The organism is Prevotella heparinolytica (assembly GCF_004342845.1).
GTDB classification, from domain to species: Bacteria; Bacteroidota; Bacteroidia; order Bacteroidales; family Bacteroidaceae; genus Bacteroides; species Bacteroides heparinolyticus.
The window spans coordinates 1-1,085 of sequence record NZ_SLXB01000067.1; the positions used below are offsets into that span (position 1 = coordinate 1).

Here is a 1,085-nt window from a genome sequence, read left to right on the forward strand (position 1 = left end):
TTTAATGCGAATCAGTAGTTGGTCTCTGATTCTTGTTTTAAAAAATTAGATAAATGAATGCGATGGCAATTTTTCCCATCGTATGTACTAAAAGTCCGGATGTTGATCTGACTTTCATCGCTCTTTGAATATTTGTTTTCTCATTCAGCCAGTTGAAAAACGACTCTATGGGTTGTCTGACCTTTGAAACAGCAGTAGAGAACAGGTCTCTTCCGGCTTTCTCTCTTTGAGTAATAACCGGAGCCTCCCCTTTTATTGCTTTTACGGGAGTTAGCATAGTTACTCCTTGTTCTTGCTGCTTATTCCTCCAGTAAGAGAAATCCGAGTATATCTTATCAGCGAAGATTTTTCTTTTTATAAGGATGTCAGCAGCTTCTCTTTTAAGAACCGTCAGATCATTCTCTTCTGCCGATGATAAGATAATCATTTCAGGAAATGGAATAGTTCCTTCCCTACGAAAGGCTAAAGCATGGATTTTTAGACCGAAATAATAAATGTTCTTTGTAGAACAGTATCCTTTGGTTGCAATTTCAGTAGCTACCTTTCCTGTTTTATTCTTTCCTGCACAGGTAATAATGGGCATAGAGTCAATAAGTGATGTCATAGAATCGCAATCCTCCGGTTTAAAGAATGTAATGAGATGCTTTACAAGTTCACCAATTGCCTCACTCATCAGGTTTAACCGATAGTTGAATGTCTGATAAGAAGGTAGGTTGGGGAACCATGAGAGCAAATATTCTTCAGTGAATGTATGTATCTCTTTGATTTGGAAGTATCGCTGATAGGCTCCGCAAAACAGATATACGGTAAGCAGTTCCTGGTCTGTAAAGATAGGATTTGCATTATTACTGAATCTCTGGCAGTAAAACTTCAGTGAAGACTGGTAAATATCGCAGATGTACATATATATTTTTATAAGTTTTAGCTCTTTCTCCTTGGGAATCATAATTAGAACAATGAGTGGTTTTATTCTTCTAATATACTGATTTCCAAGGAGATTAAGAAACAAACAGACAAGATAATTAATTGAATAATAACATTTTAACTAACTGAATCAAGTAGGGATTTCAACTACTGATTCGCAT

Annotated in this window: 1 protein-coding gene; it reads right to left on the reverse strand. The window is 36.1% G+C overall.

Annotated features, from left to right (window positions below; all coding sequences use genetic code 11):
• Positions 1–37 precede the first annotated feature (37 nt).
• The gene (locus EV202_RS14970; RefSeq protein WP_234878149.1) at positions 38–946 is read right to left on the reverse strand and encodes a transposase; all 909 of its coding nucleotides are present in this window, start codon (positions 944–946) and stop codon (positions 38–40) included.
• Between the last annotated feature and the right edge of the window lie 139 nt (positions 947–1,085).

Coding starts and splice junctions, on each gene's coding strand:
- EV202_RS14970 (WP_234878149.1), bottom strand. CDS start 946: ATGATTCCCAAGGAGAAAGAGCTAAAACTTATAAAAATATATATGTAC.